We start from the raw sequence: 21,319 nt of genomic DNA on the forward strand, positions 1-21,319 counted from the left end.
CCTCCGGCGAGTGCCGGAGGGGCGTTCCCCTTGCCCTGCGGGCGACGGCGCGCACGCCCTCGTCCCGGAGTCCTCCGGGCCGGTTTACGGCTCGAACTTGTAGCCGAGGCCACGGACCGTGACCAGGTAGCGCGGCGCGCCCGGGTCCGGCTCGATCTTCGCCCGCAGACGCTTGACGTGGACGTCCAGCGTCTTGGTGTCGCCGACGTAGTCCGCGCCCCAGACCCGGTCGATCAGCTGCATCCGGGTGAGCACCCGGCCGGCGTTGCGGAGCAGCATCTCCAGCAGGTCGAACTCCTTGAGCGGGAGGTCGACCTTGGCGCCGTCCACCGTCACCACGTGCCGGTCGACGTCCATCCGGACCGGACCGGCCTCCAGCGCGCCGGGGCCGCCGCCGTCGCCCGGGCCCTCGCTCTCGCCGCGGCGCCGCAGCACCGCGCGGATCCGGGCGACCAGCTCACGGGTGGAGTAGGGCTTGGTGACGTAGTCGTCCGCACCTATCTCCAGACCGACGACCTTGTCGATCTCGCTGTCCTTGGCGGTGACCATGATCACCGGCACGTTCGAGCGCACCCGGAGCTGGCGGCAGACCTCGGTACCGGGCAGCCCCGGCAGCATCAGATCGAGCAGGACGAGGTCGGCACCGTTCCGTTCGAACTGCTCCAGCGCGTCGGGGCCGGTGGCGGCGATGGCCACCTCGAAGCCCTCCTTGCGAAGCATGTACGACAGGGCGTCGCTGAACGACTCCTCGTCCTCTACCACCAGTACTCGGGTCACGATCAGGCCTCCGGGGCAAGCTGGGGGGTTGTTTCTGACAGGGGTTCCGCGGGCTTCCCCGTGTGGGGAAACTGGTCCACGGGGGCCTGCCCGGCGGGCAGGCGGAGGGTGAAAGTGGAGCCCTGGCCCTCGACGCTCCACACCGAGACCGTGCCGCCGTGCGAGGCGGCCACGTGCTTGACGATGGAGAGACCGAGGCCGGTGCCACCGGTCTGCCGGGAGCGCGCGGGGTCGACCCGGTAGAACCGTTCGAAGACCCGCTCGCGGTCCTTCTCGGAGATGCCGATGCCCTGGTCGGTCACCGAGATCTCGATCAGTTCGCCGTCGGCCTCGCCGAGCGCCGCCGCACTGGAGATCCGGCGGGTGGCGATCGCGACCCTGGTCCGCGGCGGACTGTAGTTGACGGCGTTCTCGACCAGGTTGCCGAGCGCGGCGGCGAGCTGGCCGCGGTTGCCGTGCAGGTAGAGGCCCGCGATGCCGCCCGCCGCGATCAGGATCTGCTTGGCGGCGGCCTGCTGGCGGCAGCGGTCGATCGCCTCGGCGATCAGCTCGTCCACCGCGACCGGTTCCGGGTCGACCATCAGCCGGTCGTCCTGGACCCGGGACAGGTCGATGATCTCCTGGACCAGGCTGGCCAGCCTGGTGGCCTCGATCTGCATCCGGCCGGCGAAGCGCTGCACCGCCTCGGGGTCGTCGGACGCGTCCGCGACCGCCTCGGAGAGCAGTGAGAGGGCGCCGACCGGGGTCTTGAGCTCGTGGCTGACGTTGGCGACGAAGTCGCGGCGGACGGCCTCCACCCGGCGGCGGTCGGTCTGGTCCTCGACCAGTACCAGGACCAGCCGGGAGCCCAGCGGGGCGACCCGGACCGAGACCGCGAGCGGCTCGGCGGCGCGGGCGGCGCCCGGGCGGGGCAGCTCCATCTCGGCCTGGCGGATCTCGCCGTCCCGGCGGGTGGCACGGGCCAGCGCGAGCAGCTGGTCCACCGCGACCGCACCGCCGCGCACCAGCCCCATGGCGTACGCCGCCGAGCTGGCCTTGACCACCTCGTCGCCCTCGCCCAGCACGATCGCGCAGGACCGCAGCACGGAGAGGACGGTGTCGACCCCCGGGGGGAGCGGGGGTTCCTGCGCGGGGCTGGGCCCCTGATTCCGGTTGGTGCCGCCGTACCTGCCCCTGGCCTGCTCGCGCTCGCTCCAACGGAAAGCGATCGAGGCCGTGAGGCCGACGCCGAGCCCGGCTATGGCGCAGGCAGCGGCGGCGGCCACGTTCACGTCCATACCGCCAGCCTAAGCGCACGGTGCGGCCACTCCCCCAGGGTCGGATCAAGGGATCGGCCGCACGTTGCCGAGAATTCACCTTCAGGTAGCTGCCGGTTCACCGTCCGGGTCGTGCGTGGTCGCCCGGACGGCCGAGAGTTGGCCGGGCAGCCCGTGTGGGGAAGGTGGCGGAGTAGAACAACCGTCCGCCACCCGAGGTGCGCGCGTACGATTCGCGCCACCAGCAGCGGTCACCCGTGCGCCGTACGGCGGTCGTACCGGATGACCGGTCGGCACCGCCACCGACACAGCTACTGAGGAGAGATCATGCGCGACGCGTACCACGAGGAACTCGACTCGATCGGCGACAGCCTGGTCGAGATGGCACGGCTGGTCGGCTCGGCCCTCGGGCGGGCCACCACCGCGCTCCTCGACGCGGACCTGGCCCTGGCGGAGAGCGTGATCGCCGCCGACGAGAAGGTCAACGACCTGCACCACGAGCTGGAGAACCGGGCGATCGACCTGCTCGCCCGCCAGCAGCCCGTCGCCACCGACCTGCGGATCGTCGTCACCTCCCTGCGGATGAGCGCCGACCTGGAGCGCTGCGGCGACCTCGCCCGCCACGTCGCCAAGGTCGCGCGGCTGCGCTACCCGGAGTCGGCGGTCCCGAGCGACCTGCACGCGACGGTCCTGGAGATGGGCCAGCTCGCCCAGCGACTGGTGGCCAAGGCCGGCCTGGTGATCGCCACCAAGAACGTCGACAAGGCGCTGGAGCTGGAGCAGGACGACGACGCGATCGACGCGCTGCACCGCGAGCTGTTCGCGCACCTGATCGACGAGCGCTGGCACCACGGGATCGAGACCGCCGTGGACGTCACCCTGGTCGGCCGCTACTACGAGCGGTTCGCCGACCACGCGGTCTCGGTGGCCAAGCGCGTCGTCTACCTGGTGACCGGTGAGCACGTGGACGAGTTCGTCGCCGCCTCGGAGGCGGCCGCCGGGGCCGAGTGACCCCGGTCGCGGGCGTCCCGCGCCGGGCAGCCCTCACCCCTGCGGGTGAGTAAACCCGGAGCGGGGGTGGTGGGGAAGCACGAATGCGTGGACTCCCCACCACTGCGCGCCCGTTGACGCTCCCTCCGGTCGGCGGCTTCACTCGATGCCGTAGGCACAGAAGTGTGCCCGTCAGAAGGAGGGGCCAGCGCGATGAAGGCAAACCCGACCCGACCGGCACCGGCACCCGACACCATCGAGTCACCCGCACCGAGGCTGTTGCCCGTCCTCGCGGCCGGGTGCGGCTGCAGCGCGGGCTGTGGTTGCGGCTGCCAGTCCGGCGGCCCCTGCCAGTGCGGCGGGGTCGACGGCGGCTGCTGCGGTCACTGAGCCGCACCGACCACCGAGGAGCTCCGGGGTGCACGGCTGCCGTGGGAGACGGCCGTGCACCCCGGCTTCCTCACCACCGGGGCGCCGGCGGGACCTGACGGCCGTCCGGGGCGGTCCGCGCCCCCGGACGGTCAGAACTTGACGTCGGTGCAGGAGTAGAAGGCGTTGCCGGTGTCCGCGATCTCCCAGACCGAGACGACCACGTGGTGGCCGGTCCGGCCGCTCGGCAGGGTCGCGGTGTGGCTGACCGTGCCGGGCACCTGGGCGCCGTTGTACGGGACGGTCAGGAACGGCGTCAGTTCCAGGTTGGCCCGGGTGACCTTCTGCGTGGCGTCGTAGCCGGCCTTGGTCAGGTAGTACTTGAAGTTGGTCGTCGCGTGCCGGGCGGTGAACTTCCAGGTGAAGGTCCGCTGCTGCCCCGCCGACACGGCCGTGGTCGGCCAGCCGCCGCCGCGCGGGTCGTCCAGCTCGGCGAACCGGCTGTTGCCGCCGGCACAGATGGCGCCGTCGGCCGGGCCTCTGCTCGGGAACCCCTTCGTCCCCTCGACGCTCTGCGGCTCCCACTGGATCGCGCCGCAGTTCTTGACCGTGCCGGCCCCGCAGAGCGCGGCGCGGCTGGGCGGGGTGGTGATGTAGCCGTGCGACTGCGCCGGCAGCGCGACCGCGACCGGCACCGCGAGCGCGGCGATCACGGCTCCGACGATATGACGTGTGCGCATGGTGCTCCTCCGTGGGGGTGGATGGAGAGTGCGCCGGACGCAGACGCGCGCGCGTGGGGGTGCGGCGGCCTACGGGGTGAGCCCTTGGCATGCCTGCGCCGGGGCGGTGCTCACACGGTAGGAGCAGCCACCCGGGCCGTCAATGGTCTGAACCACTTTCGCAGCACTCAAAACCCCTGCACCCCAAGGGAGTTGAAAGCCCCTGGCGCCGATCCACCGGCGGACCGTACGCCAGAGGGCCCCGCCCCCGATCCCGGGGAACAGGGCCCTCACAGCCCCTCACGGGCCACCGGAGACGCTGCGGGCCTACTTCTTGCCCTGGGTTTGGCCTGTCGATTTTCCGGGCCTGATCAAGGGCCCCTGACCTGGGATCGAGCCGTCGACAGTTGTCATCGTTGGCCACCCTCGGCCGACACCGGACGGCCCACAGACGGCCCGGGACTCACCTCGATCGACGAACTCGACGTTCACGCCGACCGAGGCTCACCCAGCCAGCGCCGATCGCGCCAAGCAGTGCGCTCGCGAGAGCAACTGCGTTCCCCCACATGGCCATCAGCGACCCAACCGCCGGCCAGACGAACACCAGGATGACGATCACGAGCGCCAGGCTCGGCGCCAGGAGGGGGTTTGACAAAGCCCTTGGGGCAGGGGACAAACTCATAGGGCACCTTCCAAGCGTTGGTGTTGGCCACTCGCACAGCGCACGGTTTCCTAGGCCCTTGCTGAGCGGGTGGCCTTTGACGTTGGCCCATGATGACCCCAACACCACCAGCCATCGCAAGTCACCATGAGGTGTGCCAACTTGCCGTTGCTGATGAGGAAGACGTTGACCCCGAGGCGCCATCCCGACCCGTGAAACCAGGGGATGTTTCACAAGCCACCGGCGATAACCAGGCATGATTCGACGCCCTCCATCGGCCATAGCACAGGGGCCAGACAAGGCACCCCGCCTACAGGGTGTCAACTCAACAGAATGTGACGCCAGTCACAGATCAGGGTCATATTTTGCCCCCCTTTGCGCCGTGATGCAGATCACAAGGATTCTTCTGGCTTGAGCGGTGACGTGGAGCGCGGTCGAATCGGCACCCAGTCGAGTCACTGGCCATCGTCGATCGGCGCGGAGATGCCGACATGTGCCCCTGTCCGCCGCCCCAGCAGGCGCTCAAATAGCGCCCCCGACTGCCGATGGGGCAGGTCAACCATCCGCACCAGAGTGAAGCCCTGGCGCAGGTAGTACAGGTGCAGCGCCGGGTTCGTCTTCCATGCGTCGAGCCGGAGCCTGACCTTCCCCGCAGCCGCTGCGCGGGCCGCCGCCCAGTCCAGCATCTGCGCACCTACGGCCTGGCCAGCCACAGCACGGGCGATGGCCATCCGGTGCACGTAAAGCGCCGTCTCCGGTTCGTCGTCGGCCCGCCAGAACTCCGGATCCGCCTGCTCGTCCACGGTCAGCGTTCCAGCCGGCTCACCGTCGCGGAGGGCTATGAAGCACTCCCCCCGGCTCATCGAGTCGAGCAGCCGTTCCCGGCGCGGAGGGAACTGCCACTGGTCGCTCCCGAGCGACGCCAGCCACGCGCCCGCGCTGGTCAGTAGCTCCTCGACCAGGGGGAGTTCGTCCGGCGTGGCCGCTCGCATCTCCAGCCCGGTCACTCGGCACCGTCCTGCGGCTGCTCCCACCGACGCTCGTACGAGATGACGTGCCGGTCCCCCGGCAGCACGGTCACCGCGACGCGCACCGGCCGGCCGTCGGCCGTGAAGCCGGTGCAGACGTGGTAGGCGACGGGGCTTCCGGGCCCCAGTTCAAGGCGGTGCGCCTCATCGGGAGTCGGCATCCGCACGTACAGCTCGTCGAGCGCCCGCACCTGCCGGTAGCCCAGCTCCGCCAGCACCTCGTTGGCTCCGCGCGTGATGTCCTCCGGCCGCATGATCTCGGAGTCGCGGACGATGTCCAGCGGGAAGTAGCTGTCGTTCACGTTGAACGGCTCGCCGTCGAGCCAGCGGATGCGCCGACGCACCGCGGCAAGCTCTCCAGCCTCCAGATGTAGGCGCTTCGCGACGTCCGGCGCAGGCTCCACGATGGCCACCTCGATGAGCTGGCGCGGCTTCCGCCCGTCCGCCGAGTGCTCCGTGACGAACGCGTCCATCTCGGCCGAGTAGGGGCGCTTGCGGAACTCTGCCTGCGGCCGGAACACCATGGGCTGGCGCTCCTTCACGAAGTAACCCCGGGGCCTCATCGGCACGACCAGGCCTTCGTTGACCAGCGCGCCGAGCGCCTGCCGTACGGTTCCTCGCCCGACGCCGAACTGCGCGATCAGGTCGGCTTCGGTCGGCAACTGCGCGCCGGCCGGGAGCGTCCCATCCGCGATCTTCTGCCTCAGCGCGTCGGAGATCTGCTGGTACATGGGCGCTCGCCCAGATCGCATCGCTGACATGCAGACCATGAAACAGCAGCTCACGGCGCATTGTCCAGTCAATGCGAACGATGGGCTTGACCGCGCTTGCTGAGCGTGCCAATCTCTTCACCGACAGCATTGTTCGGACAATGCAGACGATGCCAGGACTTGCCATGGAACGGCGCCCAAACCGCCAAGTAAGCACGCCGTTCCATGCCCCATGAAGGGAGTTCCATCATGCACGCTTCTCTCGCCGGCCTGCCGCTGGCCATCGGTTCCGTCCGTACCGCCGTGGACGTGTGGGGTGAGCAGGAGGTCTCCGAGACGTCCCCCCGCGTGGCGGTGCAGATGACCCTGCACCTTTCGTTCGGGGAGATCCTCGGCCGCCTGCTGTTCACCCCGGGCGCGCTGCTGATGCGCGAGGACCTGGAGAGCGGCAGCGAGGAGAAGATCGTCGGCTGCCTGTGGTTCGCCATGGCGCAGACCAGCCTGGACGTGGCCGAGGACTTCGCGGACATGGCGATGGAGATCTACACCGGCCGCCGCAACTCCAGCTTGCAGGACTTCGCGGTCCGTCTCGGCGCCGCCGTGACGCGCATCTTCGGCGTCACCGCCCCGCAGCCGCCCGCCGCCCCGGCGGTGAACACCCTCCGGCTCGCCGTCGCCTGACGCAGCCTGTCCGGGTGAACGCTCACCGACGCTCACGGGCGCTCACCACCCGCTCACCCGACCAGTCGGCCGCCCCCGTTTCGGGCGCAGTCGGCCGACTTTCAGGCCCGCCCGGGAGGCGGTGAACACCCGACTGTTCACCGCCGCTCACGGAACCGTTCCCGGCGTTCCCGGCGACCGTTCCCGGTTCCCGGGAAGCGCTTCCCGCCCTTTACCCACAAGCATCGGTCGCCCCCTGACCAGTGGTCACGGCCCGACCGACAGCCGACTGCGCTCACCGGTGAACACCCGACCGTTCCCGGTGAACACCCCCGACTTCCAGCCCGACTCCCGACCGATGAGGAGTAGCTGTGACCAGCCAGAACGGGGCCGACTCCCGCGCCCCCGAAGCTCCACCACCCGGACCTGAAACGCCGACCGCCGCCGCCGAAACGGGCGCCCGTGAGCCCGAAACCGGCGCCACCGTGAGCGGTGAACGCCCCGCCGTGAGCAGCGTTCAGTCGGGTGCTCACCGCCCCGTTCACCCCACTCCCGAAGCGGCCGACCGCGTGGTCGAAACGGCGCCCGGCGGACCCGAAACGGACCCGTCCGTGAACGGCGGACACGGTGTCGTGAGCGCCGGTGAGCGCCCGGTGAACACCCCCGCCGCCGGTGCCGCTGAAGCGGACCCGGACGTGGTTGAAACGGTGCTGCCCGACCCGATCGTCCTCCCGGCGCCGGTGCGGGACGCGCACCGTTCCACCGCCCGGTGGGCCGCCGAGCGCTTCCTGAGCGTGATCCGGCGGATCAGCCCGGCCGTGGTGTTCGACCGGTGGGGACAGCCCCTCGGCATCCCCGAGTACGGGACGCCCGCGTTCGCCGCGCTGGCGCCGGCCGACCCGCGCCGGGAGGCCGCTCTCGTCACCGCCGCCGAAGCCTGGCGCCAGCAGGCCGAGCAGGCCCCGGAGGCGATCCACGCCCGTCTGCGCACGGACCTGGTGCTCGGCGAGCGGGCCCGCGCCGCGTGGGCGGCCGAGGACGAAGCCGCGTGGAAGGACCTCGTGAGGACGGTGCGGGCCTGGTCGAACCACCCGACCGCGCTGGAGCTGGCCGAGCAGCGGGCCCGCGCCGCTGTGGCCGCGCACCGGCCGGTGAGCGCTTCTCCCGGGTGGCCGCCGGTGGCGATCCCCGGGCAGCCCGGATGGCACCGCCACCACCGCCCCGACGGCCGTCAGGCCGACCTTCCCGACACCACCACCGCCCAGCTTGCGGAGAGTGCCTGATGCCCGTCGAACTCCACCTCGCCACCGCCCCCGACGGCCGACCACAGGCCCGGCAGAACCCGATGTACGACGCCGCTCCGGGGCTCGACCGCCCGACGCGGCCTGGGCCGGTGCCGGACCCGGAGGTGTTCTGCGGGTGGGCGGGGGAGACCGTGCGCGATCTCGACCCGACCACGGAGGCCGACCCGGTGGGCGTGCTGGTGAACCTGCTGTCGGCCGGGGGCGCCGCGATCGGTCCGGGGCCGTTCATGTGGATCGGCAACGACCGCCACCCCGCCCTCATCTGGGCGCTGACCGTCGGTGCGACGGCCGCGGGCAGGAAGGGCGCGGGGACGAACACCGTGCGCCGCCTGTTCAAGGCCGCCGTGCCGGACTTCATCGCCTGCAACACCCGCTCCGGCCTGTCCTCCGGCGAGGGCCTGATCGAGATGGTCCGCGACGGCGACGGCGACAAGGACCCCGGCGTCACCGACAAGCGCCTGTGGGTCGTGGAGTCCGAGTACGGGGTCACCATGGCCCGGGGACGGCGCGAGGGCTCGTCCCTTAGCGGCATCCTGCGCCAGGCGTGGAACGGCGAGGACCTGGGCGTGATGAACCGGGAAGCGCTGCACGCCACCGCCCCGCACATCGCCGTCATCGGCCACATCTCCCCGCGCGAGCTGCGGGCGAAGATGCAGGACGCCGAGATGGCCGGCGGCACCTACAACCGCTTCCTGCCGGTCTTCGTCCACCGCAACCTCCTCGACCCCGACGGCCGGGGCGCCCCGGACGAGCTGATCGACAACCTCGCCACCGCGTGGAAGTCCGTCCTCGCCGACGCCCGCCGCGTCAAAGAGGTCCAGCTCGACCAGCAGGCCGCGCAGCTGTGGCGGGAGGAGGTCTACCCGGCGCTCTGCGGGGACGAGGCCGACGAGGGTCCGATCGCGGAGTTCACCGCCCGCGCCGCCCCCTACGCCAAGCGCGCCGCCATGGTCTACGCCCTCCTCGACCACACCGACCGCGTCGCCGAACACCACCTGCGCGCCGCTTGGGCCCTTGTGCGGTACGCCCGCGCCAGCGCCGCCCACATCCTCGGTCCGGCCGCCGCCGCGAGCACCGGTGACCCGCACCTCGACAAGCTCGTCCACGCGGTGAAGACCGCCGGGCCCTGCGGCATGACGCAGTCCCAGGTGCAGGTCCTGCTGAAGCGGCTGAACGCCACCCAGCGCGCCGACGTCACCGCCCGCCTGTGCCAGTTGCCCGGCTTCGTCGCCGCCCAGCTCGCCACCGGCGGACGCCAGCAGACCACCTACCTCTACGCCCCGCCCGACTGACAGGCGGTCCGGAAAGGCCGAAAAGGCCGGAAAGCCCTCCGACCTGCGAAAACAGCTGGCGGAAAGTGGTCCGGAATGGTCCGGAAAGCCGTCCGCGATCCCCCGGCCCCGAACCTCCCGGACCCTTTCCGGACCCTTCCGGACCACTTTCCGCCACGCAAAACCCCAGCTCAGACCCCTTTACGGCCTTTCCGGCCTTTCCGGACCACCCCCGAGACGATGGAGACCACCGCCATGACCCCCGAACACACCCCGCCGACCACCCGACCGTCCAGAAAACTGGACGCCCCACCGGCCGCCACGACACCCCGCGCCCGCTCCCCACCAAGCCCCGGCCTAGCGTCACCCCTCGCTAGACCTAGCGACCCCGCTAGCAGGCGGAACCCGGTCCGACCAGCCGCCTAGCGTCTAGCGCCCCCGTCGGCCGAACCCCGGAAAGCGCCCGCAGCCCCGCCCGGCACCCCGCTCCCGGTCGCTAGAACCGGTCACTCCTCGCAATCTCCCCCCTCCCACCCCCCACCCCGGAAAGCCCTCCCCCAGCCGCTCAGGGGCCCGGGAGGACGCTCTCCGGCCGGGTGGGAGGTGGGAGGGAGGTCACCCTCCGTCACATCAGGGGCCAACCGCGACCGTCAGGCCCCGGGTGTCAGAGATCGTCTGACACCGCTGACGCCCAAACCCCCCGGGTAACGCGCACGCGCACGCGAGCTGACGCCTCTGACACCCCCGTCTGACGCCCCTCACACCCCGCCCGGCACCCAGCTCTGACGGCTTTGACACCCACCCGACGCCGGCCCTGACGCCTCTGACACCCCGCCGGACCCGCCCGGCCGCCGACCTGACACCCGGCCCCGGCCTCCTGACACCGGCATGACGGCCCTGACACCTCACCCGCCGCAACCGATCAAGCCCCCCTGTCGCCTGTCGCCTGTCCTGTCGCCTGTCGCCCCGGCCCCGCCGAACCACCCGCAGAGCCCGGAAACCCTCCCCCGACCAGGGAGGCGACAAGCGACAAGACAGGCGACAGGACAGACAGGCGACAAGCCGGACGACAAGCGCGACGACAGCCCGACCACCCACCTGTCACCTGTCCTGTCACCTGTCATCCCCACCCCGGAACGGGCCCCGCACCGCCCGAACCCATCCCGTGACCTGCCCCGTACAGGCGACAGACAGGTGACAGGTGACAGGTGACAGACAGGCCGACCACACCCGGAGACCACCTTGGCCAACCACCGCACCCCGACCACCGCCACGGCCTTGCCCGCCCGCTTCCTCACCCCCGAGGACATCGCCTCCCTCTTCGGCGTCCCCCTGGAGACCGTCTACCAGTGGCGCCGCAAGCGCACCGGCCCGCCCGGCTTCCGCGCCGGCCGACACGTCCGCTACCACCCCGACGCCGTCGCCCAATGGGTCACCGACCAGACCCAACAGGCCGCCTGAACCACCAGGGACCCGCCAGGGAAGCAGGGAGAACTCCCTCCCCGCCTCCCTGACACCCACCCCCGCCCCCACCAGCGCATACACCGCCACAGGGAGGCAGGGAGGCACCCCGCAGCCCCCGCAGAACACCCGAAAACGGCCCCTCCCCGGCACCGAACGCCTCCCTCCCTGCCCCACCACACACCCCCTCCCGCCACCCAACCGGACAACCCACCCCCGACCGGCCCCCGGCCAGCCACCCTGCGGGCCACCCCGGGCTGCCTCTCCGCGACCGGCCCCCGGGGCACCGGCCCCCGCCCCCCTCCCCCGGCGACCGCCGGACCCCCCGCCCCCGCTGTTGTCGCAGGCCAGAGCACCAACAACAACGCCAACACCAACGCCAACAACACCGAAGCCACCACCACTCGAAGGAGCGGCCCCATGGCCGGCCACATCCAAGACCGCTGGTACAAGGCCGAGACCGGCCCCGACGGCAAGCCGCACCGCGTCCGCACCGACCGCTACGGCACCGGCAAGCGCTACCGCGCCCGCTACGTCGCCCCGGACGGCACCGAGAAGAGCAAGAGCTTCCCCGACCGCCAGAAGCGGCTGGCCGAGGACTGGCTGACCCGGATCGAGGCCGACATGTCGCGCGGGCAGTACCTCGACCCGATGGCCGCGAAGACCACGTTCCAGGAGTTCGCCGAACACTGGCTGAGGAGTCAGACCAGCGACCCCAACACGCAGGCGTCGATGCGCTCGCAGCTCCGGCGGCACGCCTTCCCGCGGATCGGGGCCCGGCCGCTCGGGTCGTTCCAGCCGGGGCACATCCGGGAGTTCGTGGCGCAGTTGGAGACGTCGGGCATCTCCGGCTCGTACGCCCGGGTCATCTTCTCCAACGTCCGTGCCGTGCTGAGCGCGGCCGTGGACGACGGTCATCTGCCCAGGAACCCGTGCGCCGCGCAGACGGTCAAGCCGCCGGTCGTCGGGTCGAAGCGGGTCGTCCCGTGGCAGCCGGACCGGGTGTTCGCCGTCCGGGCCGCCATGACCGAGCGGTACCGGGCGACGGTCGACGTGGGCGCCGGCTGCGGGCTTCGGCAGGGCGAGATCCTGGGGCTGGCCGTGGACGCGCTGGACTTCGAGGCGGGCACGATGCACGTCACCCAGCAGCTGAAGCTCAGCCTCAGCAAGCCGGTGTTCGCCCCGCCGAAGGGCGGGACGCTGCGGAGCGTGCCGCTCCCGGGCCCGGTGGCGGACGCGCTCCGGGCCCACATCGAGCGCTTCCCTCCGGTGGAGATCACCCTGCCGTGGATGAAGACCGGCGGGCCGCCGGTCACCAAGCAACTGATCTTCACCAGCCTGTCGGACTCGATCGTCTGGCGCGGCATGCTCAACGAGGACTACTGGAAGCCCGCGCTGGCCTCCGCCGGGGTGATCCCGCCCCGGGCCAAGGGGGAGTCCCACGCCGCCGCTCGGGAGCACGGCATGCACGCGCTGCGGCACTTCTACGCCTCGGTGCTGCTGGACGCTGGGGAGAGCATCAAGGTCGTCAGCGAGTACCTGGGGCACGCCGATCCGGGGCTGACGCTGCGGGTGTACGCGCACCTGCTGCCGGACAGCCGGGACCGCGCCCGGAAGGCGATCGAAGGGGTCTTCGGGGTTCAAGATCACGAAGGCTGACGGCCCACAGACGGCCCGGAAATGAAGACGGCCCCTCACCAGCGCTGAATGCGCAGGTGGGGGGCCGTTTCGCCAGGTGGGTTACTTCTTGCCCTGGTTCTTGACCGCCTCAATGGCGGCCGCGGCGGCGTCCGCGTCGAGGTAGCGGCCGCCCTTGACGGTCGGCTTGAAGTCGGCGTCGAGCTCGTAGACGAGCGGGATGCCGGTCGGGATGTTGAGGCCGGCGATGTCCTCGTCGGAGATGCCGTCGAGGTGCTTGACCAGCGCGCGCAGGCTGTTGCCGTGGGCGGTGACCAGGACGGTCTTGCCGGCGGCGAGGTCCGGGACGATGGCGTCGTACCAGTACGGGAGCATCCGGTCGACGACGTCCTTGAGGCACTCGGTGCGCGGACGCAGCTCGCTCGGGATGTCGGCGTAGCGGGCGTCACCGGCCTGCGAGTACTCGGCGCCGTCGGCCAGGACCGGCGGCGGGGTGTCGTACGAGCGGCGCCAGAGCTGGAACTGCTCCTCGCCGAACTCGGCCAGGGTCTGGGCCTTGTCCTTGCCCTGGAGGGCGCCGTAGTGCCGCTCGTTCAGGCGCCAGCTGCGGCTGACCGGGATCCAGTGGCGGTCGGCCTTGTCCAGGGCGATCTGGGAGGTGCGGATCGCGCGGCGCAGCAGCGAGGTGTGCAGCACGTCCGGGAGGTAGCCCTCGGCGGAGAGGAGCTCGCCGCCGCGGGCGGCCTCCTTCTCACCCTTCTCGTTGAGGTCGACGTCGACCCAACCGGTGAACAGGTTCTTCTGGTTCCACTGGCTCTCGCCGTGACGGAGCAGGATAAGTCGGTACGTCGTGTCAGCCATGGCCTCCAGCTTAGTGGAGCCCGGAAAAGCCCCTGGTCGCGGCCTCACCTGATGAGTAATGTGTGCACTGCAGTTGTGACACTTACCGATGTGCTGAGCGGTCCTGCCCGTCCTGCTCAGCGGACGCCGCCTGCCCGGGAGCCCCCACATGCCCCACCTGTCCGTCCCCACCCGCGTCGCAAGAGCCGTGACCGAGGCGCTGAGCGGGCTGCCCCGCCAGTTCTGGTGGCTCTGGACGTCCACGCTCATCAACAAGCTGGGCGCCTTCGTCGTCACCTTCCTGGCCCTCTACCTGACGACCGAACGGGGCTACTCGGCGTCGTACGCGGGCCTGGTCGCCTCGCTCTTCGGGCTCGGCTCGGCGATCGCGTCGATCGGCGCAGGGGTGCTGACCGACCGGATAGGCCGGCGGCCGACGCTCGTCGCGGCGCAGCTCGGCACCGCGCTGTTCACCGCGGTGCTCGGCTTCGCCGACGGCCAGGTGGCCATCGCGGTGGTCGCCTTCCTGGTCGGCCTCTGCAACAACGCGACCCGGCCCGCCACCTCCGCGATCATCGCGGACATCGTGCCCGCCGAGGACCGGGTCCGCGCCTACGCCCTGAACTACTGGGCGATCAACATCGGCTTCGGCCTCTCGGCGGCGGCGGCCGGTCTGATCGCCACGCACGGCTACCTCACGCTCTTCGTGCTGGACGCGATCTCCACGCTGATCTGCGCGGTGGTCATCTTCGTCCGGATCCCCGAGACCCGGCCGGACACGCCCGCCGCGCAGGCGGGCAAGCCCGCGATCGGCCTCGGCACGGTGTTCCGGGACGGCCGCTTCATGGCGGTGGTCGGGCTCAACCTGCTGCTCGCCCTGGTCGCCCAGCAGGGCTCGACCATGCTCGCCGTGGACATGGGACGGGCCGGCATCACCGCCACCCAGTACGGCCTGGTGATCGGCCTCAACGGGCTGCTCATCGTGGTGCTCCAGATCCCGCTCACCCGGTGGATGGAGGGCCGCGACCGGACCGCCCTGCTGATCGCCAGTGCGCTGTTCATCGGCTGGGGGTTCGGGCTGACCGCGCTGGCCGGGTCCTCGGCGTGGTTCTACGCCTTCACCGTGGCGGTCTGGACGATCGGCGAGATCCTGAACGCGCCGACCATGATGGGGCTGGTCGCCGAGCTCTCGCCGGCCGAGGCCCGCGGGCGCTACCAGGGCGTCTACTCGCTCTCCTGGTCGCTCGCCTCGTTCCTCGCGCCGGCGGTCGGCGGCGTGCTGCTGGAGCGGGCCGGCAGCGGGGCACTGTGGGGTGCCTGCGCGGCCTGCGGGACGGTCGCGGCGGCCGGGTACGTGCTGCTCGGACGGCGGACGGGCGCGGCGGCGGCTCCGGCGGTGACCGTTCCGGTGGTGACCGTTCCGGTGGTGACGGCGACCCCGGCCGCGGTGACCGGGGCCGGCACCGAGCCCGAGGTGGTGGCGTCCGGGCGTGCGGCGTCCGGGGCGCTCCGGAAGGCGGACGCCGCACCGGAGCAGGCTCCGACGGGCTGCTGAGCCGGGCCGCTACCCGGCGGCGGGTCCGCCGCCGGGAGCCGGCTCCGCGGCCGGACCGTCAGGAGCCGGGCCCTCGGGGGCCGGACCGGCGAGGTGGGCGAAGGCCGCCAGGTTGCGCGTGGACTCCCCCCGCTTGGTGCGCCACTCCCACTCCCGACGGATCGCGGTCGCGAAGCCCAGCTCCAGCAGCGTGTTGAACGGCTCGTCGGCGTTCTCCAGCACCGTGCCGAGCAGCCGGTCCACCGTGTCCGGGGTCAGCGCCTCCAGCGGCAGCCGGCCGGCCAGGTAGACGTCGCCCAGCGCGTCGACCGCGTAGGCGACGCCGTACAGGCGGGTGTTCCGCTCCAGCAGCCAGCGGTAGACCGCCTCGTGGTTCTCGTCGGGGCGCCGGACCACGAAGGCGTTCACCGAGAGGGTGTGGTCGCCGACCCGCAGGGCGCAGGTGGTGCTGAGCTTCCGGTTGCCCGGAAGGGTCGCCACCAGCGTGTGGGGATCGGTGGGGGCCGGCTCCCAGGCCACCCCTGCCTCGTCCAGGGCGGCGCGCAGGAGGGTCAGGGCCTCGTCCTTGGTGCGGATTGCCATGAGGGTGACGTTACTCGGCGGTACGGCCGGGCGCAGCAGCACGCCGGCCGGAGTTCCCCGCCGCGCCGCGACCGGACGCGGGCGGCCGGGGTGGGCAGCCCGCCCGGGCAGCCCGGGGCGCGTGGGCCTCCGCAGCCGGCGCCTCCCGCGGTAGCCGGTAGCCGGTGCCCGCGGACCGGCCGGTCGCCGACGCCTTCAAGCCAGCCGCAGCCGGGAGCCCGTGAGCCGCCCGGCCGGGCGGGCCAGGCTGCCGGCGTACACCTCGGCGGTGGTCGCGGCGGCGCTGTCCCAGCCGAACCCGGCCGCGTGCCGGGCCGCCGCGTCCCCCTGCCGGGCCACCAGGCCCGGGTCGGTGACGTACGGCTCCAGCGCGTGCGACCAGGCCCGCGGGTCGTGGCCGTGGACCAGGGTGCCCGTCACGCCGTCCCGCACCGCGACCGGCAGACCGCCCACCGAGGCCGCCACCACCGGCGTGCCACAGGCCTGCGCCTCCAGCGCGACCAGCCCGAACGACTCGCTGTACGAGGGCATCACCAGCGCGGTCGCCGCCCGGTACCACTCGGCGAGCAGTTCCTGTCCCACCGGCGGGTGGAAACGCACCACGTCGCAGATGCCCAGCTGGGCGGCGAGCTTGTGCAGGCTCTCCGGCTTGGCCAGCCCGGTGCCGGACGGGCCGCCGACCACCGGCACCACCAGCCGCTCGCGCAGCTCCGGCCGCCGCTCCAGCAGCGCCGCCACGGCGCGCAGCAGCACGTCGGGCGCCTTCAGCGGTTGGATCCGGCCGGCGAAGAGCAGCACGGCGGCGTCCGCCGGCAGACCGAGCCGGGCCCGGGCCGCCCGCCGGGCGACCACGCCGTCCAGCGCGTCCGACGGGCCGGGGGCACCCACCGCGTTCGGACCGACCGCCCGGCCCGGGCGGAAGACGTCCAGGTTGACGCCGGGGTGGACCACGGCCAGCTGGTCCGGCCGGGCCGCGTAGAACCGGGCCAGCTCGGCGGCCTCCTCCGTGGTGTTGGCGATCAGCCGGTCGGCCGCCTCCACCACCTGGGTCTCGCCGATCACCCGGGCCGCCGGCTCGGGGGTGTCCCCCTCGGCCAGCGCGGCGTTCTTCACCTTGGCCATGGTGTGCATGGTGTGCACCAGCGGCACGCCCCAGCGCTGGGCGGCCAGCCAGCCGACCTGCCCGGAGAGCCAGTAGTGCGAGTGCACGAGGTCGTAGTGACCGGGGCGGTGTCCGGCCTCGGTGCGGAGCACGCCGTGGGTGAAGGCGCAGAGCTGGGCCGGCAGGTCCTCCTTCACCAGCCCCTCGTACGGACCGGCCGTGACGTGCCGGACCAGCACCCCGGGGGCCAGCTCGACGGTCGGCGCGTCGTCCGAGCAGATCGACCGGGTGAAGACCTCGACCTCGATGTTGAGCTCGGCGAGACGCTTGGCCAGCTCCACGATGTAGACGTTCATGCCGCCCGCGTCACCGGTGCCGGGCTGGTGCAGCGGCGACGTGTGGACGCTGAGCATGGCTATCCGGCGCGGCCGACGCTGCCGGCCCTGGACGAGCGACTGGAGCCGGCCGCGCGCGGGCGGGGCCGGCTGGGCACGGCGAACCGAACGGACGGGGTGCTGGATCACCTGGCTGAAGCCTCCTCTGTGCTGCCCGTCTCTGCAGCCTGCTTGCCTGCTTGCCTGCTGTCCGGCGTGTGTGCTTCCGCGCACGCCGCACCGCCGCGACACCTGCTGCGGCGCGGCTGCGTGCCGGCCCCGTCCGGACACACATCACCACCAGTGTGCCAACCACGTGGTCACCGACCGGCATTCCCGTCTCGCTGCACGAGATGGCCGACGGGACGACGGGCGCACCGGAGCGGCCCCGCGGGGCGGGCGGCCCGGGGTGCGCCGGGCGGCCCGGCCGCGGCCCCGGGCCCGAGCCCCCGGCCCGCCCGGACGGGCCACGTACGCTGTGGGGCATGGCCGCCTCCTCCTTCGACTCCGTCACCGCGCCCGCCCGCGCACGGGCGGGGCGGCCGGTGGGCACCGTGACGCGCGGCACCACCAACACCAACCGGCTGCGGCGGATGGACCGCTGGATCGCCCACGCCCTCGGGCCCGCGCTGCGCTCCGCCGGCCGCCCGCCGGTGGCCGTGGACCTCGGGTACGGGGCGGCGCCCTGGACGGCGGTCGAACTGTCCGGACGGCTGCGCGCCGTCCGGCCGGACGTCCGGGTGGTCGGGATCGAGATCGAACCGGACCGGGTGGCCGCCGCCCTTCCGTACGCGGAGCCGCCGCTGCTGACGTTCCGCCGCGGCGGTTTCGAGGTGCCGCTGGACGGCGGCGAACCGGCCCTGCTGATCCGGGCCGCCAACGTGCTGCGCCAGTACGACGAGTCGGCGGTGGCCGGGGTCTGGGAGCGGTTGTGCGCCCGGCTGACGCCGGACGGGCTGCTGGTGGAGGGGACGTGCGACGAGATCGGCCGCCGGCACGTCTGGGTGGCACTCGGCCCGGAGGGGCCCCGCACGGTGACCTTCGCGGCCCGGCTGGGCGGCCTCGGCCAGCCGTCCGACCTGGCCGAACGGCTGCCGAAGGCGCTGATCCACCACAACGTGCCGGGCCGCCCGGTGCACGCCTTCCTCCGGGACTTCGACCGCGCCTGGGCGGCCGCCGCGCCGTACGGGGCGTTCGGCGCGCGGCAGCGGTGGGTGGCCGCCTGCACCGCGCTGGCGGGCGGCTGGCCGCTGGTGGACGCGCGCGGGCGGTGGCGGCAGGGCGAGGTCACGCTGCCCTGGGCGGCGCTGGCGCCGTAGCGCGCCCACCGGGGCCGCCTTCCGGGGAGTCGCCCCGGGAGTCCGCCCGGGCGGGCCCGGCGGAGGGGCGCGGCGGAGCGGGCCCGGCGGAGGGAGTTCGCCGGGGCGGTCCACCGGAGAGGGCCCGTCGGGGCCGGGCGGCGGTGAGCGAGTCGGCGGATTCACTCGAACGAGTTATCGAATATCTCTGGCGTGTTGACGTCCCGTCACGCCACCATGGGGGCACCCGGGCGGGACCTCACTCCCTCCCCGTCGACCCCAGCTCCCGTCCGACGCCCTCGAACACCTCGTACGTCTCCCTCCCGAACAGCACGAACCGCGCCTCCTCCAGTCCGCCGCCGAACCCCGGGTCCGCCGTCACCTCCGCGACGGTGCCGAGCGCGATCCTGGCCGCGTCCGCCGGCGGCCACCCGTACACCCCGGCCGACACGGCCGGGAAGGCCACCGTGCGCGCGCCGAGCTCCACCGCCACCCGGAGCGACTCGCGGTAGCAGGAGGCCAGCAGCTCCGCCCGCTCCCCGTACTCCTCCACGAGATAGACCGGCCCCACGGTGTGGATCACCCAGCGGGCCGGCAGGTCACCGGCCGTCGTCGCCACCGCCTGCCCGGTGCGCAGCCCCCGGCCGTACTGCGAGGCCCGCAGCCTGCGGCACTCCTCCAGGATCTGCGGTCCGCCCTTGCGGTGGATCGCGCCGTCCACGCCACCGCCGCCCAGCAGAGAGGAGTTGGCGGCGTTCACCACCGCGTCCACCTGCTGTTCCGTGATGTCACCCTCGACCAGGGTGATGCGCGTCACCATGCCGTCCCCTTTCTCCGGCCCGTCCCCACACCGCCGGTACGGGCCTCCGCCGATGTACCCGCTCCCATCCAACACACCGCCACCGGCGTGGCGATAGCCACAACGGCGCCGGTCGGCCAGAGAAATCCCCGGAGATCACGTTATGGTCGCGAGAAGTTCCCCGCCGCGGGGTGCCAAGCGGGCACTGCGGACGGACGCCGGCCGTTACGCATTCGGGGAAAAGGAGGATCAGCCGATGCCCGCAACGGGAGACGGGCGGGCACCTGGTGCCGCGGACCTGCCGGGCGCCCTGGACAGCGCCCACGCGAGGTGTGCCCGCGACCGGTCCGCCCACGCCGAGCAGTCGGCCGGCCCGCTCACGGCGACCGCGCCGATACCTCACCCCCGGTCCGACGGCGGCGCCTCCACCGCACGGGCCGGATCCTCCCCCGCCGGAGCCACCACCCGGATCCCCACCGGAGCGGCCACCCGGGTCCCGACCGCGCCCGACGGCGGCAGGGGTGCCCGACGCACCGCCGGAACGGCCCCCGGGAAGCCCCCCTCGCCGGTCCGCTCCCCCGTCGCACCGGCCGCCGCCCCGCTCAAGCTGCTGGTCATCGAGGACGACGCATCCGACGCCGAACTGCTCAGGGCAGCGGTCGCCGACAGCGGTGCCCCCATCGAGATCCACTGGGCCCGTGGCCTCGACCAGGCCGCCGAGCTGCTCGCCCCCGCCCCGTCCGGCAGCCGGCGCAGCCGACCGCGCGGCAACGACTTCAGCTGCGTCCTGCTCGACCTCGACGCCCCCGCCGACCTGCCCCACCCCTCGGACCCGTCCGACGGTCTGGAGGGCCTGCACGAACTGCTCCGCCGGGCCCCGCACACCGCCGTCGTGGTGCTCACCGACGCCGCCGGCGCGGAACTGGGCGCGGCGGCCGTGGCCGCCGGCGCCCAGGACTTCCTGATCAAGAACGAGACGAACGGCCCGCTGCTGGCCCGGGCCCTTCGGTACGCGGTCGAGCGCAAGCGCGCCGACGAGTCCCAGCGCCGCCTGGTCGAGGCCGAACTGCGCGGCCAGGAGAACGCCCGCCTCCAGCGCCACCTGCTGCCCACCCCGCTGCTGGACGGCGCCAACCTCTCCTTCACCCGGCGCTACCGCCCCGGCCGCCGCCGGGCCCTGCTCGGCGGCGACTTCTACGACGCGGTGCGCACCGACGACGGCGCCGTCCACGTGGTGATCGGCGACGTCTGCGGCCACGGGCCCGACGAGGCCGCCCTCGGGGTGGCGCTCCGGATAGCGTGGCGCACCCTGGTCTTCGCCGGGCTCACCGGCGAGGCCCTGCTCAGCACGCTCCAGCACGTGCTGGAGCACGAGCGCCGCAGCGACGAGATCTTCGCGACGCTCTGCATGCTGGTCATCGAACCCGGCGACCCCGGGACCCCCGGCGCCGCCGAGGGCGCCAGGCTCTACCTCGCCGGCCACCCCGCGCCGCTGCTGCTCGGCGCGGACCACACGCCGGTCACCCTGCCGTCCGACCACGCCGGCCCCGCCCTCGGTCTGCTCCCCTGCCACGACGGCCAGGCCGTCTGGCCGTCGCACCGGTTCGAGCTCCCCTCCGGCTGGCGGCTGATGCTCTACACGGACGGACTGATCGAGGGCCGCGTCGGCGCCGGATCCCGCCGCCTCGGCCAGGACGGACTGGCCGACCTGGTCGGCGACCACCAGTCCGCCGGGCTGACCAGGGGCCGGCTGGTCGACAGCGCGATCGCCGAGGTCGAGGAGCTGAACGGCGGCGCGTTGACGGACGACGTCGCGGTGCTGCTGCTGGAACGCAACCCGGTGCAGCTGATCCTGGGCTGAGGCGCCCGCCGTGCACGGACACCCGGACGACGACGAGCCCCGGCCCCCGCGGGTGGACCCGCGG

General features: G+C 72.8%; 18 protein-coding genes. 9 read left to right on the forward strand and 9 right to left on the reverse strand.

Features of this window, described 5'->3' with window-relative positions:
- Positions 1–84: 84 nt before the first annotated feature.
- The gene (locus ACFWOG_RS28110) at positions 85–777 is read right to left on the reverse strand and encodes a response regulator transcription factor (protein WP_327678296.1); all 693 of its coding nucleotides are present in this window, start codon (positions 775–777) and stop codon (positions 85–87) included.
- Between the two features lie 2 nt (positions 778–779).
- Entirely contained in the window at positions 780–2,054 is a 1,275-nt protein-coding gene (locus ACFWOG_RS28115) for an ATP-binding protein (protein WP_329885603.1), read from the reverse strand.
- 306 nt (positions 2,055–2,360) lie between these two features.
- Here ACFWOG_RS28115 and phoU point away from each other — a divergent pair, with 306 nt between their 5' ends.
- Positions 2,361–3,044, forward strand: coding sequence for a phosphate signaling complex protein PhoU (gene phoU / locus ACFWOG_RS28120; RefSeq protein WP_329885604.1), 684 nt, complete (start codon positions 2,361–2,363; stop codon positions 3,042–3,044).
- Positions 3,045–3,544: 500 nt separating this feature from the next.
- Here the strand turns inward: phoU and ACFWOG_RS28125 are convergent, their stop codons facing one another.
- The 3 genes from ACFWOG_RS28125 to ACFWOG_RS28135 all read right to left on the reverse strand — a co-directional run bounded on the left by ACFWOG_RS28125 (position 3,545) and on the right by ACFWOG_RS28135 (position 6,531).
- Positions 3,545–4,132 carry a lytic polysaccharide monooxygenase gene (locus ACFWOG_RS28125; RefSeq protein WP_329885605.1) on the reverse strand — a complete coding sequence of 196 codons (588 nt, stop codon included), beginning with the start codon at positions 4,130–4,132 and terminating at the stop codon, positions 3,545–3,547.
- 1,095 nt (positions 4,133–5,227) lie between these two features.
- Positions 5,228–5,779, reverse strand: coding sequence for a GNAT family N-acetyltransferase (locus tag ACFWOG_RS28130; protein ID WP_380361485.1), 552 nt, complete (start codon positions 5,777–5,779; stop codon positions 5,228–5,230).
- Complete coding sequence (locus ACFWOG_RS28135; RefSeq protein ID WP_380361487.1) at positions 5,776–6,531, reverse strand: GntR family transcriptional regulator; 756 nt, start codon at positions 6,529–6,531, stop codon at positions 5,776–5,778. The genes ACFWOG_RS28130 and ACFWOG_RS28135 overlap by 4 nt, the downstream gene beginning before the upstream one ends.
- Before the next feature lie 228 nt (positions 6,532–6,759).
- Between ACFWOG_RS28135 and ACFWOG_RS28140 the strand changes: the two genes are divergently transcribed.
- The 5 genes from ACFWOG_RS28140 (at position 6,760) to ACFWOG_RS28160 (ending at position 12,865) form a co-directional block, all read left to right on the forward strand.
- A complete protein-coding gene (locus ACFWOG_RS28140; protein WP_380361489.1) occupies positions 6,760–7,191 on the forward strand; it encodes a hypothetical protein in 432 nt (143 codons plus the stop codon).
- Positions 7,192–7,802: 611 nt separating this feature from the next.
- Positions 7,803–8,453, forward strand: a complete 651-nt coding sequence (locus ACFWOG_RS28145) for a hypothetical protein (protein ID WP_380361491.1) — start codon at positions 7,803–7,805, stop codon at positions 8,451–8,453.
- Positions 8,453–9,766 (forward strand): DUF3987 domain-containing protein, encoded by a 1,314-nt coding sequence (locus ACFWOG_RS28150; RefSeq protein WP_380361493.1) that lies wholly within the window; start codon positions 8,453–8,455, stop codon positions 9,764–9,766. The genes ACFWOG_RS28145 and ACFWOG_RS28150 overlap by 1 nt, the downstream gene beginning before the upstream one ends.
- Before the next feature lie 1,221 nt (positions 9,767–10,987).
- On the forward strand, positions 10,988–11,206 hold the full coding sequence (locus ACFWOG_RS28155; protein ID WP_380361495.1) for a helix-turn-helix domain-containing protein: 219 nt from the start codon (positions 10,988–10,990) through the stop codon (positions 11,204–11,206).
- Between the two features lie 420 nt (positions 11,207–11,626).
- Positions 11,627–12,865, forward strand: a complete 1,239-nt coding sequence (locus ACFWOG_RS28160) for a tyrosine-type recombinase/integrase (protein WP_380361497.1) — start codon at positions 11,627–11,629, stop codon at positions 12,863–12,865.
- Between the two features lie 81 nt (positions 12,866–12,946).
- On the opposite strand, the gene ACFWOG_RS28165 is transcribed toward ACFWOG_RS28160, so the two are convergent.
- Positions 12,947–13,705: a phosphoglyceromutase gene (locus tag ACFWOG_RS28165; protein ID WP_329885606.1), complete on the reverse strand. Its 759-nt coding sequence runs from the start codon at positions 13,703–13,705 to the stop codon at positions 12,947–12,949.
- Positions 13,706–13,853: 148 nt separating this feature from the next.
- Between ACFWOG_RS28165 and ACFWOG_RS28170 the strand changes: the two genes are divergently transcribed.
- Positions 13,854–15,239 (forward strand): MDR family MFS transporter, encoded by a 1,386-nt coding sequence (locus ACFWOG_RS28170; protein WP_380361500.1) that lies wholly within the window; start codon positions 13,854–13,856, stop codon positions 15,237–15,239.
- Between the two features lie 9 nt (positions 15,240–15,248).
- On the opposite strand, the gene ACFWOG_RS28175 is transcribed toward ACFWOG_RS28170, so the two are convergent.
- Together ACFWOG_RS28175 and mshA are read right to left on the reverse strand one after the other, a co-directional pair.
- The gene (locus tag ACFWOG_RS28175) at positions 15,249–15,821 is read right to left on the reverse strand and encodes a YbjN domain-containing protein (RefSeq protein ID WP_329885608.1); all 573 of its coding nucleotides are present in this window, start codon (positions 15,819–15,821) and stop codon (positions 15,249–15,251) included.
- Between the two features lie 195 nt (positions 15,822–16,016).
- On the reverse strand, positions 16,017–17,447 hold the full coding sequence (gene mshA / locus ACFWOG_RS28180; protein ID WP_380361502.1) for a D-inositol-3-phosphate glycosyltransferase: 1,431 nt from the start codon (positions 17,445–17,447) through the stop codon (positions 16,017–16,019).
- A 335-nt stretch (positions 17,448–17,782) separates the two neighbouring features.
- On the opposite strand from mshA, the gene ACFWOG_RS28185 reads away from it, so the two are divergent.
- A complete protein-coding gene (locus ACFWOG_RS28185; RefSeq protein ID WP_355406408.1) occupies positions 17,783–18,616 on the forward strand; it encodes a class I SAM-dependent methyltransferase in 834 nt (277 codons plus the stop codon).
- 238 nt (positions 18,617–18,854) lie between these two features.
- Here ACFWOG_RS28185 and ACFWOG_RS28190 read toward each other — a convergent pair whose 3' ends face one another.
- Positions 18,855–19,412 carry an O-acetyl-ADP-ribose deacetylase gene (locus ACFWOG_RS28190; RefSeq protein ID WP_329885751.1) on the reverse strand — a complete coding sequence of 186 codons (558 nt, stop codon included), beginning with the start codon at positions 19,410–19,412 and terminating at the stop codon, positions 18,855–18,857.
- Between the two features lie 238 nt (positions 19,413–19,650).
- Between ACFWOG_RS28190 and ACFWOG_RS28195 the strand changes: the two genes are divergently transcribed.
- Positions 19,651–21,255, forward strand: a complete 1,605-nt coding sequence (locus ACFWOG_RS28195; protein ID WP_380361505.1) for a SpoIIE family protein phosphatase — start codon at positions 19,651–19,653, stop codon at positions 21,253–21,255.
- The last annotated feature ends 64 nt before the right edge of the window (positions 21,256–21,319 follow it).

It is taken from the genome of Kitasatospora sp. NPDC058406, assembly GCF_042722765.1.
Classification (GTDB): Bacteria; Actinomycetota; Actinomycetes; order Streptomycetales; family Streptomycetaceae; genus Kitasatospora.

Excerpts from the sequence above, each read along its gene's own strand:
- ACFWOG_RS28115 (WP_329885603.1), bottom strand. The coding sequence starts at position 2,054 with ATGGACGTGAACGTGGCCGCCGCCGCTGCCTGCGCCATAGCCGGGCTC.
- ACFWOG_RS28125 (WP_329885605.1), bottom strand. The coding sequence starts at position 4,132 with ATGCGCACACGTCATATCGTCGGAGCCGTGATCGCCGCGCTCGCGGTG.
- ACFWOG_RS28165 (WP_329885606.1), bottom strand. The coding sequence starts at position 13,705 with ATGGCTGACACGACGTACCGACTTATCCTGCTCCGTCACGGCGAGAGC.
- ACFWOG_RS28170 (WP_380361500.1), top strand. The coding sequence starts at position 13,854 with ATGCCCCACCTGTCCGTCCCCACCCGCGTCGCAAGAGCCGTGACCGAG.
- ACFWOG_RS28135 (WP_380361487.1), bottom strand. The coding sequence starts at position 6,531 with ATGTACCAGCAGATCTCCGACGCGCTGAGGCAGAAGATCGCGGATGGG.
- ACFWOG_RS28185 (WP_355406408.1), top strand. The coding sequence starts at position 17,783 with ATGGCCGCCTCCTCCTTCGACTCCGTCACCGCGCCCGCCCGCGCACGG.
- phoU (WP_329885604.1), top strand. The coding sequence starts at position 2,361 with ATGCGCGACGCGTACCACGAGGAACTCGACTCGATCGGCGACAGCCTG.
- ACFWOG_RS28140 (WP_380361489.1), top strand. The coding sequence starts at position 6,760 with ATGCACGCTTCTCTCGCCGGCCTGCCGCTGGCCATCGGTTCCGTCCGT.
- ACFWOG_RS28195 (WP_380361505.1), top strand. The coding sequence starts at position 19,651 with ATGCCCGCAACGGGAGACGGGCGGGCACCTGGTGCCGCGGACCTGCCG.
- ACFWOG_RS28160 (WP_380361497.1), top strand. The coding sequence starts at position 11,627 with ATGGCCGGCCACATCCAAGACCGCTGGTACAAGGCCGAGACCGGCCCC.
- ACFWOG_RS28150 (WP_380361493.1), top strand. The coding sequence starts at position 8,453 with ATGCCCGTCGAACTCCACCTCGCCACCGCCCCCGACGGCCGACCACAG.
- ACFWOG_RS28175 (WP_329885608.1), bottom strand. The coding sequence starts at position 15,821 with ATGGCAATCCGCACCAAGGACGAGGCCCTGACCCTCCTGCGCGCCGCC.